The organism is Polaribacter reichenbachii (assembly GCF_001975665.1).
GTDB classification, from domain to species: Bacteria; Bacteroidota; Bacteroidia; order Flavobacteriales; family Flavobacteriaceae; genus Polaribacter; species Polaribacter reichenbachii.
Genome location: NZ_CP019419.1, coordinates 3,133,477 through 3,148,310, shown reverse-complemented (window position 1 = coordinate 3,148,310; position 14,834 = coordinate 3,133,477). Strand labels below are relative to the sequence as shown.

Annotated in this window: 13 protein-coding genes and 1 riboswitch; of the genes, 5 read left to right on the top strand and 8 right to left on the bottom strand. The window is 28.1% G+C overall.

The window, feature by feature from the left end; translation table 11 throughout:
- Positions 1-20: 20 nt before the first annotated feature.
- From BW723_RS13395 to BW723_RS13375, 5 genes are all read right to left on the bottom strand, one after another.
- Positions 21-569 carry a nucleotide exchange factor GrpE gene (locus BW723_RS13395; protein ID WP_068360140.1) on the bottom strand — a complete coding sequence of 183 codons (549 nt, stop codon included), beginning with the start codon at positions 567-569 and terminating at the stop codon, positions 21-23.
- An 88-nt stretch (positions 570-657) separates the two neighbouring features.
- Positions 658-1,209, bottom strand: coding sequence for an HNH endonuclease (locus BW723_RS13390; RefSeq protein WP_068360102.1), 552 nt, complete (start codon positions 1,207-1,209; stop codon positions 658-660).
- Between the two features lie 90 nt (positions 1,210-1,299).
- A complete protein-coding gene (gene murA / locus BW723_RS13385) occupies positions 1,300-2,604 on the bottom strand; it encodes a UDP-N-acetylglucosamine 1-carboxyvinyltransferase (RefSeq protein ID WP_068360103.1) in 1,305 nt (434 codons plus the stop codon).
- Between the two features lie 3 nt (positions 2,605-2,607).
- Positions 2,608-3,258 carry a DUF4290 domain-containing protein gene (locus BW723_RS13380; protein WP_068360104.1) on the bottom strand — a complete coding sequence of 217 codons (651 nt, stop codon included), beginning with the start codon at positions 3,256-3,258 and terminating at the stop codon, positions 2,608-2,610.
- 131 nt (positions 3,259-3,389) lie between these two features.
- On the bottom strand, positions 3,390-5,711 hold the full coding sequence (locus tag BW723_RS13375; protein ID WP_068360106.1) for an ATP-dependent helicase: 2,322 nt from the start codon (positions 5,709-5,711) through the stop codon (positions 3,390-3,392).
- Positions 5,712-5,933: 222 nt separating this feature from the next.
- Between BW723_RS13375 and BW723_RS13370 the strand changes: the two genes are divergently transcribed.
- The 3 genes from BW723_RS13370 to BW723_RS13360 are packed head-to-tail and all read left to right on the top strand — an operon-like array spanning position 5,934 to position 7,783.
- A complete protein-coding gene (locus tag BW723_RS13370; RefSeq protein ID WP_068360107.1) occupies positions 5,934-6,548 on the top strand; it encodes a transcriptional regulator in 615 nt (204 codons plus the stop codon).
- Entirely contained in the window at positions 6,548-7,267 is a 720-nt protein-coding gene (locus BW723_RS13365; RefSeq protein ID WP_068360109.1) for a DUF3307 domain-containing protein, read from the top strand. Before BW723_RS13370 ends, BW723_RS13365 begins: the two co-directional genes overlap by 1 nt.
- Before the next feature lie 3 nt (positions 7,268-7,270).
- On the top strand, positions 7,271-7,783 hold the full coding sequence (locus BW723_RS13360) for a DUF7935 family protein (protein ID WP_068360111.1): 513 nt from the start codon (positions 7,271-7,273) through the stop codon (positions 7,781-7,783).
- 80 nt (positions 7,784-7,863) lie between these two features.
- On the opposite strand, the gene BW723_RS13355 is transcribed toward BW723_RS13360, so the two are convergent.
- Together BW723_RS13355 and BW723_RS13350 are read right to left on the bottom strand one after the other, a co-directional pair.
- A complete protein-coding gene (locus BW723_RS13355) occupies positions 7,864-8,916 on the bottom strand; it encodes a YncE family protein (RefSeq protein WP_083139734.1) in 1,053 nt (350 codons plus the stop codon).
- Position 8,917: 1 nt separating this feature from the next.
- Positions 8,918-10,753 carry a TonB-dependent receptor plug domain-containing protein gene (locus BW723_RS13350; protein ID WP_068360113.1) on the bottom strand — a complete coding sequence of 612 codons (1,836 nt, stop codon included), beginning with the start codon at positions 10,751-10,753 and terminating at the stop codon, positions 8,918-8,920.
- Positions 10,754-10,784: 31 nt separating this feature from the next.
- Positions 10,785-11,011: riboswitch (cobalamin riboswitch) on the bottom strand.
- A 75-nt stretch (positions 11,012-11,086) separates the two neighbouring features.
- Between BW723_RS13350 and guaC the strand changes: the two genes are divergently transcribed.
- Both guaC and BW723_RS13340 read left to right on the top strand, forming a co-directional pair.
- Positions 11,087-12,124, top strand: coding sequence for a GMP reductase (guaC, locus tag BW723_RS13345; RefSeq protein WP_068360116.1), 1,038 nt, complete (start codon positions 11,087-11,089; stop codon positions 12,122-12,124).
- Positions 12,125-12,150: 26 nt separating this feature from the next.
- Positions 12,151-13,302: an ABC transporter substrate-binding protein gene (locus BW723_RS13340; protein WP_068360120.1), complete on the top strand. Its 1,152-nt coding sequence runs from the start codon at positions 12,151-12,153 to the stop codon at positions 13,300-13,302.
- Positions 13,303-13,481: 179 nt separating this feature from the next.
- Here the strand turns inward: BW723_RS13340 and BW723_RS13335 are convergent, their stop codons facing one another.
- Positions 13,482-14,801, bottom strand: coding sequence for a LuxR C-terminal-related transcriptional regulator (locus tag BW723_RS13335; RefSeq protein WP_068360121.1), 1,320 nt, complete (start codon positions 14,799-14,801; stop codon positions 13,482-13,484).
- Positions 14,802-14,834 lie beyond the last annotated feature (33 nt).

The window sequence follows — 14,834 nt, the reverse complement described above, 5'->3', positions numbered from 1 at the left end:
TACTGTGTACTGAATACTAATTACTGTCCTATTACTACTTTTGGGTAACGAATTACTTTATCACCTAACTTGTAACCTTTTTCTACACAATCAATTATTTTTCCTTTTAAATCTTCTGACGGAGCAGGAATTTGTGTAATTGCTTCGTGAATTTCAGCATCAAAAGTATCTCCAGTTTTAGTTTCTATTCTAGATAAACCTTTTTGCTCTAAAGTGTTGTAGAATTTATTATAGATTAATAAAACACCTTTTCTTAACTCTTCTGCTTCTTTATCTTCTTCGATATGTGTCAAAGCACGCTCAAAATCATCTACAACTGGCAGTAAAGATGTCATTAATTCCTGACCTGCTGTTTTAAATAATTCGATTCTTTCTCTAGTTGTTCTTTTTTTATAGTTTTCAAACTCAGCAAAAAGACGTAAAAACTTATCTTTTTCTACCTGAACTAATTCTTCAGTTGTAGGCTCATCTTTTACAGATTCTGTTTCAACTTCTTGATTTTCTTCTACTTGTGCAGTTTCTTGCTCGTTGCTAATTTCTTCTTCTTTTATATCTTCTTTCTTACTCATTTCTTTGTAATCGTTAAATTGTACACAATTTATTGTCAAAAATGTTGCCAACAAAAAAATAGTGTCAATTTGACACTATTTAATATTCTTAAATTTTAATATGCGACCAATTTTCACCAGTCTTTATTCTATGAATTTGCATATCTGAAACACCAAAACGTTTGGCGATCATAGTAATTCTTGTTCTATTATTTTTAAGTTGCCTTTTAATAATTTTAACCTTTCCTTCGGTTAGTTTACCAATATTCTTACTTCTTTTTTTAACAACATTCTCCCAATTTGGGTGATTAAATTGATGCAACTCTTTTTCTCTTTTTGTAGCCCATTTTAAATTTTCTAAAACATTATTTGTTTTATCATAATCTAAATGGATTACATAAAGTTGGTCATCATTTTCTTTGGGTAAAAAATGTTGTGCCACAAGTTTATGTACATACCTACTTGTAGATTTTTTGTTTACTACTTGTCTTACAGAAATGGTTTCATACCCATTAATATAAGTTTGTCTTTTTAGAATTTCTTTTCCATTACTCGATTTAATGATTCGTCCATAATTAGAAATTTTAAACTTCTTCTTCGTCGAAATCTTTTCATCAAATTGAATGTCTTTCCATTCTTCTTTCCATAAGTTTCTAATCATTTTTTTAAAGTTTAATTAAGTTAATAATAAAACTTTTTCACTTTCATTTTTTTTGAAACTTTTTCTAGCAATTAAATTTTATATCAATTTTTAAATTCTTTCAATTTTAGCGCCTATTGATTTTAAACGCGCTTCTATATTTTCGTAACCTCTATCAATTTGTTCAATATTATGAATTATTGATGTTCCTTTTGCTGATAAGGCAGCAATTAATAATGAGATTCCAGCTCTAATATCTGGAGAAGTCATAGTTGTTGCTTTTAATGTACTTTCAAAATTCTGGCCTATAACAGTTGCTCTATGTGGATCGCAAAGAATAACTTTAGCACCCATATCAATTAATTTATCAACAAAAAACAAACGACTCTCAAACATTTTTTGATGTATTAAAACTGTACCTTTTGCTTGTGTTGCAATAACCAAAACAATACTCAATAAATCTGGTGTAAAACCTGGCCAAGGAGCATCTGAAACAGTTAAAACAGAACCATCTATGTAATTCTGAATTTCATATGATTCTTGTTCTGGAATAAATATATCATCCCCTATTTTCTCGAATTCAATCCCTAATTTAGCAAAAACATTTGGTATTTGCCCTAAATTTTCCCAACTAACATTTTTTATTGTTAATGCTGAACGTGTCATTACAGCAACACCAATCCAAGAACCTATCTCAATCATATCTGGTAAAACTGTATGCTCACACCCTCCTAAAGTATCTACACCAATAATGGTTAATAAGTTAGAACCAACACCTGTTATGTTTGCACCCATAGAATTCAACATTTTACATAATTGTTGAATATAAGGTTCGCAAGCTGCATTATATATAGTTGTTGTACCTGTTGCTAAAACTGCAGCCATTAAAATATTAGCAGTACCAGTTACAGAGGCTTCATCTAATAACATATCTGTACCAAATAACTCTTCTGCTTCTACTCCATAAAAAGATTCTTCTTTATTATATCTAAAAAAAGCACCTAAATTTGTAAAACCTTCAAAATGTGTATCTAATCTTCTACGACCTATTTTATCTCCACCAGGTTTAGGTATATATCCTTTACCAAATCTTGCCAACATTGGCCCTACAAGCATAATAGAACCACGTAAAGAGCTACCATCTCTCTTAAATTCTGGAGATTCTAAATATCCTAAATTTACTTCATCCGCTTGAAAAGCGTAAGAATTACTACTTAATTTTTCTACTTTAACACCTAATTCTCCTAAAATAAAAATTAGTTTGTTAACATCAATAATATCTGGAACATTATGAACTGTAACTTTTTCTGGAGTTAATAGAACTGCACAAAGTATCTGTAAAACTTCATTTTTTGCTCCTTGTGGAGTGATGGTTCCATTTAATTTATGACCACCTTCAATTTTAAACGATGCCATTACTTAATATCTTTTTCTGTTTTTATGATTGTGGTGTTGTTTCTTATGATTGCTCTTAGAATGATTTTGTCCTTGAGAATTCCTTTTTTTCAATAGATTTTTACTTTCTGTTAATTCTTCTTCTGTATTTCTTAAATCTATTTTTCCATCAGATAAGTCATATAAATGTTTAAAAATCACAGCGTCATCTACAGTATCTTTATTCCAATTTAAATAACATTTTTTCATATGATTTGCAATGGTAAACACCAAAGCTTCCTTTTTCTCACCTTCTTCCCAACTTAAAGCAACATCTATCATTGTTTGTATGTTGTTACCATAATAACGATATCTTGATGCTGATTTTGGATAAGCTAAACCTTCTGGTTTTTCTTGTAATTCTTCTTTTGATGGCTGTGGATAAGGTGATTCTACATCTAACTTAAACTCAGACATTATATATAATTGATCCCATAATTTGTGTTTAAAATCTGGAACATCTCGTAAATGTGGTTGTAAATTACCCATAACATCTACAATGGCTTTTGCCATTTTATCTCTTTCTTCTTTGGTTTCTAAAGCTACACAATGATTTACCAATTTCTGAATATGTCTACCATATTCTGGAATTATCATTAATGTTCTTTCTGAATTATATTCTAAATCGAATGTCATTTATTTATTTTTGTGAAGTGTGTTCTTGGTTTATCCGAAGTAAATTCGATACACTTGAACTGACAATTTATAATTTGTAGTTATTTAATGTTGCAAAATAACACTTTATTTTTGTTTTCTAATCGGATTTTTTATCCAATCACTTTTAATTTAGCAAATTGTAGCAATAATTTCTTTTTACCTACCGTGCTAAATTTAATTTCTGCTTTTTTATTTGGTCCTTTACCTTCTAATGCAATAACTTCTCCTGCACCAAATCTATTATGTTCTACAATATTGCCAACTGCAACTGTAGTATCAAATAAATTGGTTTTTGGTATAGCTTGTGATACTTTTTTTAAGTTTTTAGGAATTATCACTTCTTTCTTTTTGGCCAAATCACGCTCCATTTTTTTACGTTGAATTGGTTTTTGAAAGCGTATACCTTTTGGTGCATCATCAAAAATACTTTTATCAACAAAACGATTAACACTTGGTTCTGGTACTTTTGGAGTAATATAATGTAAATATTGATCGTCTATTTCTTCTAAAAAACGACTTGGTTCTGCATCTACTAATTTACCCCATCTGTAACGTGTTTGAGCATAACTTAAATAGGCAACCTTTTCTGCTCTTGTTAATGCTACGTAAAATAATCTACGCTCCTCTTCTAGCTCACTCCTAGTATTCATACTCATTGCAGAAGGAAATAAATTTTCTTCTAAACCAACAATGTACACATATAAATACTCTAAACCTTTAGATTGATGAATGGTCATTAAAGAAACACTTGGTTTTTCTTCGTCTTTTTTAGCATCGAAATCTGTAGCCAAAGCAACATCTTCTAAAAATGTAGTTAAAGAAGCATCTGCACCTTCTTCTATTTTATCTGTAATAAAATCTTTAATTCCGTTTAAAAGTTCTTGAACGTTTTCTACTTTACTTACAGCTTCTGGTGTACCATCTTTTTCTAAATCTTTAATTAATCTAGTTTCTTTTACAACAGTTTCTGCAATTTCAAAAGCATTTTTTGTTTGCGATTCTATTTGAAAACGCAAAATCATATTCATAAAATTCTGTAGTTTATTTTTGGTGCTAGAATTTATTTTAATATCGATTTTATCAATATATTTTATGATTTCGAAAATTGATTTTTTATAATGATTTGCAGCTATAGTAAGTCTATCAATAGTTGTTGCTCCAATTCCTCTTGCAGGATAATTGATAATTCTTTTTAGTGCTTCTTCATCATTTGGGTTGATTAAAATTCTTAAATATGATAAAATATCTTTTATCTCTTTTCTTTGATAAAATGAGATTCCACCATAAATTTTATAATCAATATTTTTCTTTCTTAACGCATCTTCTATAGCTCTAGATTGTGAATTTGTTCTATATAAAACACAAAAATTATCTGATGTTAATTGATGATTCATTTGGTTTTCCCAAATGGATTGTGCTACAAAACGCCCTTCTTCACCATCAGAAATAGTTCGCATTACATTTATAGAATCTCCTGGATCATTAGAGGTCCAAACTTCTTTATCTAATTTGGTTTTATTTCTTGCTATTACAGAGTTTGCTGCGTTTACAATATTTTTTGTTGATCTATAATTTTGCTCTAATTTAAAGGTTTTTACATCTGGATAATCTTTTTGAAAATTTAAGATATTCTGAATATTTGCACCCCTAAAACTATAAATACTCTGAGAATCGTCACCAACCACACAAATATTACCAAATTTATCTGCTAAAGCTCTTACAATTATATATTGTGAGTGGTTTGTATCTTGATACTCATCTACCATAATATATCTAAATCTGTCTTGATATTTTGCTAAAACATCTGGAAAACGCGCCAACAATTCATTAGTTCTTAACAATAAATCATCAAAATCCATTGCACCAGATTTAAAACATCTGTCTACATATTCTTTATAAATATCACCAACTTTTGGTCTGCTTGCGTGTAAATCTGCTTCTTGCAAATCAGAATTATTAAAATACGCTCTAACTGTTATTAAGCTATTTTTGAAAGATGAAATTCGTCCTAAAATCTGCTTTGGTTTATAGCGTTCTTTATCTAAATTCATTTCTTTAATAATTGTTGATATTAATCGAACTGAATCTTGTGAATCGTAAATTGTAAAATTGCTTGGAAAACCTAATTTGTCTGCTTCTGATCTTAAAATTCTTGCAAAAACCGAGTGAAAAGTTCCCATCCAAAGGTTTTTTGCTTCACTTTGGCCTACAACTCCTGCAATTCTTTCTTTCATTTCACGAGCTGCTTTATTGGTAAAAGTTAGCGATAAAATGTTAAAAGAATCTACACCAGATTGCATTAAATGCGCTATTCTGTAGGTTAAAACACGTGTTTTACCAGAACCTGCTCCTGCAATAATTATCATTGGGCCATCTTTTTGTAAGACAGCCTGTTTTTGTGCTTCGTTTAAAGTATTTAAATAGGTATTCAATAGTAAATTTTGAAAGAATTTAAAAAGGTGAAATTAACCAAACTATTCGTTTTTATAAAGTAACCTTGTTAGTTTTTATTCACAAATTATTATACAAATATTCGTTCTACAACCCGAATTAACTAGAATTCGTCTTAAAACCCGAATTTATTAAAATTCGTCTTAAAACCCGAATAATTTTGAAATTGACAATAAAAAAAGTATTTTTACTAAAAATTTACAATGACAAGCATTTTAACAGGCGATATTATAAACTCTAGAAATGTAGCTACACATCTGTGGTTACCTATTTTAAAAGATGCATTTAATACTGTTGGAACATCGCCAAAAACTTGGGAAATTTTTAGAGGAGACAGTTTTCAAATAGAAATTAATTCGATAGAAAACGCCTTATTATTTGCCATAAAATTAAAGACAGCTTTAAAGAAAATTAAAAATTTAGATGTTAGAATTGCTATTGGAATTGGAGCAAAAAACGAAGCTTTTAAAAATATTACAGAAGGAAATGGAGAAGCTTTTATAAACAGCGGATTTGCTTTTGACAACATTCTAAAAAAACAAAATCTAGCATTTAAAACTCCTTGGCCTGAATTTGATAATATCTTAAACACTGCTTTAGCTTTAGCTTTATTAACTATGGACAATTGGACTATAAATTCTGCCACTTTTGTAGAAATGTACTTAAATAAGCCAACAGTAACTCAGAAAATAATTGCCAAAGAATTAAACATCTCAGAAAGTAGTGCTAGCGAACGTAGAAAAAGAGCAGGTTTGGATGAAATTTTACAATTAGAGCAACTATACAGAACATTAATCAATCAAAAAACAGTAAACTAATGCTCCTATTTTTAAAGTTCTTATTGGCACATATTTTAGGTGATTTTGTTTTTCAACCAGAAAAATGGGTAAATGATAAAGAAAAAAAGAAAGTAAAATCTTTATACTTATATTTTCATATAGCTCTACACGCTTTATCTTTATTGATAATTCTTTTGTTTGATCTACAACAATATTGGCTAGGTTTTCTGTTTATTATTGCTTCTCATTATAGTATAGATCTTTTAAAATTATATCTTCAAAAGAAAAAAACAAAACGAATTTGGTTTTTTATAGATCAAGTTTTACATCTTTTTATGCTGATGATTGCAGCATCTTTCTATGAAGATTTTCAATTATCCATAGAAAATACTATCACAGAAAAAACGTTATTATTATTGATTTTTATTTTGATGGTTGTGTTTGTTTCAGCAATTATTATTAAAATAATTATTACGCAATGGAACCCTGAGAGCAAAAAAGAAAATGATGATTCTTTAGCTAAAGCTGGTAGATATATAGGGATTTTAGAACGCCTTTTTGTGTTTACTTTTGTAATTACCAATCATTGGGAAAGTATTGGATTTTTATTGGCTGCTAAATCCGTTTTTAGATTTGGCGATTTAACATCATCTAAAGACAGAAAACTTACAGAATACATATTAATTGGTACTTTATTAAGTTTTGGTTTTGCTGTCTTTTTAGGAATTTTATATTTGTACCTCTTAAATTTTATATAAATAATGGAAGATAAAATCTTAGAAAGTATTGCTTATATTTTACCTGCTGCAGTTACAGGTTTTGTTGCATATTATATGTTTAACGGTTTTTTAAAACAACAAAATACCGAAAAGAAACTTGCATTAATGGCTGAGAAAAAGAAAGAATCTTTGCCAATTAAATTACAAGCTTACGAAAGAATGTTACTGTTTTGCGAGCGTATAAATCCTGTAAAAATGTTGGTAAGAATTAAACCAATATCAGAAAACACATCTGATTATTTAAAGTTATTAATTGCAAACATAGATCAAGAATTTGAGCATAATTTAGTGCAACAAATTTATATTTCTGATGAAGTTTGGACAGCAATTATTGCTACAAAAAGAGCCATAATAAATAAGCTACAGCAATCAGCAGAAACTGCTAACTCTGCCAATGATTTTAGAGAGAACGTTTTAATAGATTATTCTAAAACCTTACCACCTACTGAAACAGCGATTTCTTTTATTAAAAATGAAGTAAAAAAACTTTTATAATCAAAAAAAATCCTTCTTAACGAAAAGAAGGATAGTTTTTATAAAGCCAAAAGCTTCATAAAATTGGGGGAAATTATCTATTAATTGAAATAAACTTTACCAGGTATTAAACCAACTGTAAACTCCTTCAATTCAATAAAAGAAGAAGCATCAAATATTTTTAATGTTCCATTTGAGGCATAATCCTTTGCATCTGTAACATAAATTTTACCATCATTTACAGACATCCCATAAACTGTAGTAGAAATAATTGAAGAAGTAGGAACTACTGATGCACTTTCACTCATTTGATATACATCAGAAGAAGTAGAAAGATAAATATTAGCATCACTCAAAACCATATTTCCTGGATGAAAACCTGAAGCAAAATCTATAGTAGAACTAACAGTATTTGTACTGGTGTTTACAGTTACTAAACTTCCTAAAAGTTCTGGAGTACTCCAAGCACTTCCTTCGCAAGAAACTACTAAATTCCCACTATTATCAATTATCATTTCATCTGGCACATTACCAACAGTAATTGTAGATATTACAGAATCTGAAGTTGTATCAATTACTGAAATTGTATTACCAGAACCCCAACCACCTTTGTGAGAAACATAAATAGTATTACCATCTGCAATAACTTGTTCAGGACCTTCTGCCACAGAAATTGTTGTAGAAATTGTGTTAGAAGCTAAATCTACAACAGCAATATAATCATCTGTAGCATCACCACCTTCTCCCCAATTTGTAACGTATCCTTTACCATTTGCAAAAGCAATATACCTTGGATTACTTAGACCTTGAGATATTTCAGTAATTTTTTCCATAGTATATCTATCAGCTATAGAAATTTTATTACCAACATTTGCCACTAAATAAGCATCATCTCCATTAAAACCTATAGATTGTAAAATTGTACCAATATTTTCTCCATTTAAAGAACTATAAATAGTAGATTCTTCTGTTAAATAATCATCAGAAATAAAATTAATAGTTCCTGTTCCTCCAGAAAAAGCACCTTCATTTGCTATTAAAATTCCGTTTTCATAATCTCCTTTTGGTAAATCTTCACCATCATTATTGTTACAGGAAGAAAATAACACACCTGATAATGCTACTAAAAAAATTGTCTTTTTGATATTCATCATTTTAAAAATTTAAATTTGTTGTTAATTGAAAATTGACTCCAGGCATTGGCCTGCTTAAAGTATTTTGATAAAAAGAATTGTATAAATTATTTATTTTAAACCCAATATTTGGTTTATTTTTTACGGCTGATAATTGATAATTAAATCCAACATTAGAAACTGAATAAGCAGGAATTGTATCAATCAAAAAAGTTACTTCATCATTTATTAAAGATTGATAATAAACATTAAAGTTTTTATAATTATAATCTACCAGAAAATTTGCTCTATTTTTTGGCACATAAATTAATTGAGTATTCGTTTCTAAATCTTTTGCGCTTGTATAAGAATAATTCGCATTTATTACTAAAGAATGATTTCTGAAAGATGTTTTATAGTTTGCAGAAAACTCTAAACCTATATTTTTTGTTTCATTTACATTTACAGGACTCCAAACACCTGAATCATTTGGTATCCATTGAATTAAATCTTTAGATTTTATAAAAAATCCGTTTAACTGAAATTGAAATTTCTTAAAATTAATGGCATTTCCTATTTCAAATTGATAAGAGTTTTCTGATTTTAAATCAAGATTTCCTCCAGGATTCCAATACAAATCATTAAAAGTAGGTATTCTAAAATTCTTTGAAGTATTAAAAGATAACGTATAATTTTTATTGATTTTCTGCTCTACACCTAAAGAATATAAAAAGGGAGCATCAAAATCTTTTTGAAACTCTTTTCTAAACTGAATACCATAACTTAAACTGTTTGTAAGCTGATGATTTAAAGAAAAAACTGACGAAATAATATTTCTTTGATGTGTAAAAAAGCTTGTCCCTTCTGCTTTTGCCGTTTCAAAACCAAGAATTCCATTTATTTTTACTTTTCTAGAAATAGCATTATTATAATCTACTTGTGCAATTTTTATTTTGGTACTACCAATAGAAAAGTTATCTAAATTTTCTTTGTTATCATAATATTTAAACTCATCAAAAAGGTAAGCGACTCTTGTTGTTATGTTTTCTTTTGCTGATAAAAAATGACTCCATTCTAACAAGTTTTTTAAACTTATATCTTTATAAGAATCGTTAGAAGGTGCATTTAAAGTTCTAGACAAATCTCTTTTAGAAAAGAAAGAAGAATTGTAAAACTTTAGCTGATTTTTAGCATCAATTTTATAACCATAATTTACATCAAAATTGTAATTGTAAAAAGCTCCATTATCATTCTTTAAATTAGAATTCAAATATTTAAAATCGTTATTAGAAGCATTATAACCCAAACCAATATTTAAGTACATTTTTTCATCAGACTTTACAAAATCGTAACTTAAATGTTGTGTATTAAAACTCCCATATTTTAAAAGAAGGTTGTTTTTAGTTTCTTTTTTAAAAGTAATTGTATTGCTTAAATGAACTGTACCACCAATAGCACCACTTCCATACAAAACACTTCCTCCTCCACTTCTAACTACAACATTATCGTAAGAATTTGCAGAAACTATATTAAAATCTGTCTGTCCATTTAATTGAGAATTAATGTTTATTCCGTTCCAAATAACAGCTGTTTGAGAAGCGTTTGTACCTCTAAAAGATGGTGAAGAAACCATACCTAAACCATTCTCTTTAAAATAAATAAACGAATTAAATCGTAAAACATCTGTTAACGATTTAATATTTTTAATTGCTAAACTATCAGAAATTAAAATACGACTATAACCTTTAGAAAAATCTTTCACTTTTAATATTGATAGTGAAAAAGCATCTAGTTTTATAGCAATCGTATCTTTTTGAGCCTGTAAATTACAAGCAACAAAAAACCAAAAAACAACAAACAAACTCTGTTTTAACTTCATATTTTTATCAAATCTTTATCCCGAAGATTAAATTAAAATTATGATTAAGGCAGGTCTCCTGACTCGTTTCTATGTTATTAGACCTTCCCAACTTAAAATGTCAGTGGCATAAGAATTAATAACATCCTTTTAAAAAGGTGCTGATAAAAAATCAGCATAAACTTACAGTTGCGGGTACAGTTCTGGCTTTAAACCAGATTCCCTTTTAATTTAATGCAAAACAAATCTTACATCAAAACCAAAATCTTTGCAAATGTATAAGTATTCTTATCAAGAATCTAATAAAATCGTTTTGTATTTTTATATCTTTAAACTTTAATAATAATCTGATATATGAGAATTGAAAATGATTTAAAATTAGGATTTAAAGATGTTATGATTCGCCCTAAACGATCTACATTAAAATCGCGATCACAAGTTACTTTAGAAAGAGAATTTAAGTTTTTACATAGTGATGTAGTTTGGAAAGGAATACCTATAATGGCTGCAAATATGGATACTGTTGGCACCTTTGAAATGGCAACAGAATTGGCAAAACACAAATTATTTACAGCTGTACATAAACATTATTCTTTAGACGAATGGCGTGATTTTGCATCGAATTCATCCGAAGAAATCTTAAAAAATATTGCTGTTAGTACAGGTACAGGAAAAGACGATTCTGAAAAAGTAAAAATGATTTTAGACGAGTTTCCTCAAATAAACTTTATTTGTATTGATGTTGCTAACGGATATTCTGAACATTTTGTGAATTTTGTTCAAAAAATGCGTAAAAACCATCCGAATAAAATAATTATTGCAGGTAATGTAGTTACTGGTGAAATGGTTGAAGAATTACTTTTATCTGGCGCAGATATTGTAAAAGTTGGTATTGGACCTGGTTCAGTTTGTACAACACGTGTTAAAACTGGTGTTGGTTATCCACAGTTATCTGCTATCATTGAATGTGCTGATGCTGCTCATGGAATGGGAGGACAAATTATTTCTGATGGTGGTTGTAAAATTCCTGGTGATGTTGCTAAAGCTTTTGGTGGTAGTGCAGATTTTGTAATGTTGGGTGGTATGTTTTCTGGGCATACAGAAAGTGGTGGAGATTTGATAGAAAAAAATGGCGAAAAATTCAAAGCTTTTTACGGTATGAGCTCAGAAACTGCTATGAATAAACATGCTGGAGGTGTTGCCAACTATAGAGCTTCTGAAGGCAAAACTGTAGAAGTCCCTTTTAAAGGGGATGTAGAAAATACGGTTATTGATATTTTAGGCGGAATAAGATCTACTTGTACTTACGTTGGTGCTAAAAGATTAAAAGAATTGACCAAAAGAACCACTTTTATTAGAGTGCAAGAACAAGAAAATCAAGTTTATTCTTAATATATTATTAGAAAATTTTAGAAAAAATGATTTTAAAAAGAGAAATAATTAAAAAAGAGCGTTTTATAAAAGCGTTCTTTTTTTTGATATTATTAGTTATAATTTCTTGTAAAAAAGAAGCTACAAAAGTTGTTATAAAATCGAAAAGCGACATAAAATATGCTAAAGGTTTTGATATTATTAATGATCATGGAACTAAAAAGCTAATTATAAAATCAGCTTATAAAGGTTCTAATGAAGTTGCAGAGTACACTATTAAAACAAAAGGTGATAAAAACTCCAAAGTAGAAAATACCATCTTTACTCCTATTCAGCAAATCGTTGTTACATCTACAACTCATATACCAATGGTTGAATTGTTAAATGAAGAAACAGCTATTGTTGGTTTTCCTTATTCTAAATATGTTTCATCAGAAAAAACAAGAAACTTAATTGATGCTGGAAAAATACAAGAAATTGGTAAAGAAAGTTCGTTAAATACTGAAATCCTATTGGATTTACAGCCAGAATTAGTGGTTGGCTATAGTGTTTCTTCTGCTGATAAATCTTTAACAACTATAAAAAAAGCAGGAATTAATGTTATTTACAATGGAGATTGGTTAGAAGAAACCCCTTTAGGAAGAGCAGAATGGATTAAATTTTTTGGTGTTTTATTTGATAAAGAACAACAAGCAGATAGTATTTTTAAAGTAATAGAAGTCAATTATAATGAAGCAAAACAAATTGCTTTAAAATCGACTAAAAAACCTACAATTTTATCTGGTGCTATAATGAGTAAAGACATTTGGAATTTACCTGCTGGAGATAGTTTTGTGGCTCAGTACTTAAAAGATGCAAACTGCAATTATTTATGGCAAACATCAAAAGGTACAGGAAGTTTATCTTTAAGTTTTGAGAGTGTTTTTGATAAGGGTGCAGATGCAGAATTTTGGATTGCTCCTGGTTACTTTACATCCAAAGAACAATTACTAAGCAGCAATGAATTATACTCAAAATTTACTGCTTTTAAAATGGGTAATATTTTTACGCCATCAACAAAAAAAGGAAAGACTGGTGGAGTAATATATTATGAATTGGCACCAACAAGACCAGATTTAGTTTTAAAAGATATTATAAAAATTACAAATCCTGAATTACTTTTAAACTACAAATTAACATTTTTTGAAAAGATGTTTTAAATGTAAAACCCCAGATTTTAAAAAATCTGAGGTTTTATCTATATAAACAGGGGATATTAAATATATACTTTTTTAAGACACACTAAATTAAGTATTAATTTTAAAAAATAGCGTCTAAAATCAGGTAGTATTTAGGTAGTATTTGGGTAGTATACTTTAAATTTTTAACAAAAAAGCAACTATTTAGGTAAATTTAAAGCTTCTTTCCTGCTTTTTATATGTAATTTGTCATATATATTTTTAACATGAAATTTTACTGTATTAATAGATACATTTGCTTTTGTAGAAATTTCTTTATTCGATTTCCCTTTTAAAATTAAATCGAAAATCTCTCTTTCTCTAACACTTAAAGATTGTAATTTTTCTTTATTTAATTTAGCATCGATTTTGGTGTTTTTAGTTTTTATTTTATTAGAGAATTTTCTAATCTCTTTTTTCATAAAAGTATTTTTTTTCCTAAGTTGCTTTTCTCTAAACAAAATAGCAAATCCAAATATTATAATTTGTATAATACCACCTAGTTTTATATTAAAACCATCAGTAGAAAAAATAGAAATTCCTAAATTTCTAAAAACAAAAGAATCTAAGCCCGAAAACAATAATATAGCAAACCCGAGGACAAATAACTTTGTAAAGTTATTTTTATTGAATAACACTAGCGCACTTAACCAATAAGTAAGTAACAATAAAAATACCAACACATTTAATACAATAAATATGTTATGGCTATTATTAAAATAGAAAATTATTACAAATGCAATAATAAGACTACCCAAAGTATAAGTATAATATTTAAGTTTAGGGTAAACCTCATCTAAGTTCAGAAAACAATCAACAAACTTAGAAGAATAAAATGAAATTAAAATATAATTTAATAAAATTAAGAGGTTGATATAACTATAATCTAAACCAAATAAAATAAGTGTTCCGTCTAATAAAAAAAACATTAAATTAATACTAGATAAAAATAATGCATAGTACAAAAATGTTTTATCTTCAAAGAAAGAGTAATATAATAGAGAGTAGATTATAATTAAAAAAATAAATCCGTAAAAAAATCCGTTAAGTGTTATAATCAATTTTTCTCTAAAATTGGAATCTACTTCTTTATCTAATTCAAAAGGAAAATAAGAAACAAAGTCTGAATTTAACTTAACATATACATCTTCGTTTCTCTTAAATTTATATGCTAAAAACCGTTCTTTTTTTAAAGATTTAACTTCTTTAAAGTTTTGAAAAGCCTTAGAGTGCTTAATTCTATGAGTCTTAACTTTAAAAATATACGCTTCTTTTGCTTCAGATTTAGGAATTTTAAACCAAAAAGAAGCCTCTGAATGTGGTTCTAAAATTAATTTCTCAATTGGTTTAAATTCTTTTAAAATAATAGTTTTTTCTGTTAAACTATTATCAAAATCTTTAAAATAGTAAACCTCATTCTGAGAAAAGACACTACTCGATATGAATAGTAAAAAAATAAAAAACTTTAAGTTGGTTTGCAAATTCGATTAATTTAATTAAATACTTTTAATAAG

What these genes read in the sequence shown, in the direction of transcription:
- BW723_RS13395 (WP_068360140.1), bottom strand. Translation starts at nt 569, where the DNA reads ATGAGTAAGAAAGAAGATATAAAAGAAGAAGAAATTAGCAACGAGCAA.
- BW723_RS13390 (WP_068360102.1), bottom strand. Translation starts at nt 1,209, where the DNA reads ATGATTAGAAACTTATGGAAAGAAGAATGGAAAGACATTCAATTTGAT.
- murA (WP_068360103.1), bottom strand. Translation starts at nt 2,604, where the DNA reads ATGGCATCGTTTAAAATTGAAGGTGGTCATAAATTAAATGGAACCATC.
- BW723_RS13380 (WP_068360104.1), bottom strand. Translation starts at nt 3,258, where the DNA reads ATGACATTCGATTTAGAATATAATTCAGAAAGAACATTAATGATAATT.
- BW723_RS13370 (WP_068360107.1), top strand. Translation starts at nt 5,934, where the DNA reads ATGACAAGCATTTTAACAGGCGATATTATAAACTCTAGAAATGTAGCT.
- BW723_RS13365 (WP_068360109.1), top strand. Translation starts at nt 6,548, where the DNA reads ATGCTCCTATTTTTAAAGTTCTTATTGGCACATATTTTAGGTGATTTT.
- BW723_RS13360 (WP_068360111.1), top strand. Translation starts at nt 7,271, where the DNA reads ATGGAAGATAAAATCTTAGAAAGTATTGCTTATATTTTACCTGCTGCA.
- BW723_RS13355 (WP_083139734.1), bottom strand. Translation starts at nt 8,916, where the DNA reads ATGATGAATATCAAAAAGACAATTTTTTTAGTAGCATTATCAGGTGTG.
- BW723_RS13350 (WP_068360113.1), bottom strand. Translation starts at nt 10,753, where the DNA reads ATGAAGTTAAAACAGAGTTTGTTTGTTGTTTTTTGGTTTTTTGTTGCT.
- guaC (WP_068360116.1), top strand. Translation starts at nt 11,087, where the DNA reads ATGAGAATTGAAAATGATTTAAAATTAGGATTTAAAGATGTTATGATT.
- BW723_RS13340 (WP_068360120.1), top strand. Translation starts at nt 12,151, where the DNA reads ATGATTTTAAAAAGAGAAATAATTAAAAAAGAGCGTTTTATAAAAGCG.